The organism is Acidovorax sp. NO-1, assembly GCF_000238595.1.
Classification (GTDB): domain Bacteria; phylum Pseudomonadota; class Gammaproteobacteria; order Burkholderiales; family Burkholderiaceae_C; genus Acidovorax.
In genome coordinates, this window is the sequence record NZ_AGTS01000130.1 from 1 (window position 1) to 400 (window position 400).

Below are 400 nucleotides of genomic sequence, written 5' to 3' on the forward strand. Positions count from 1 at the left end.
CCAGGATCTGATCATTTTTGAGAACGCTGCATTTGGTCGCGTAATGGCGCTGGATGGCGTAGTACAAACCACCGAGCGCGACGAGTTTATCTATCATGAGATGATGACCCATGTTCCGCTACTGGCCCATGGTCACGCGAAACATGTGCTGATTATCGGCGGCGGCGACGGTGCCATGCTGCGTGAAGTAACCCGACATAAAAACGTTGAGTCAATCACGATGGTGGAAATCGATGCGGGTGTCGTATCGTTCTGCCGTCAGTATCTACCCAACCATAACGCCGGTAGCTACGACGATCCGCGCTTTAAGCTGGTGATCGACGATGGCGTCAATTTCGTAAATCAAACCAGCCAGACCTTTGATGTCATTATCTCCGACTGCACCGATCCTACGTCCGGT

At 52.0% G+C, this 400-nt stretch carries 1 pseudogene; it reads left to right on the plus strand.

The features are described 5' to 3' along the window. A pseudogene (locus tag KYG_RS18745) lies at positions 1 to 400 on the plus strand (spermidine synthase); the annotation flags it as partial.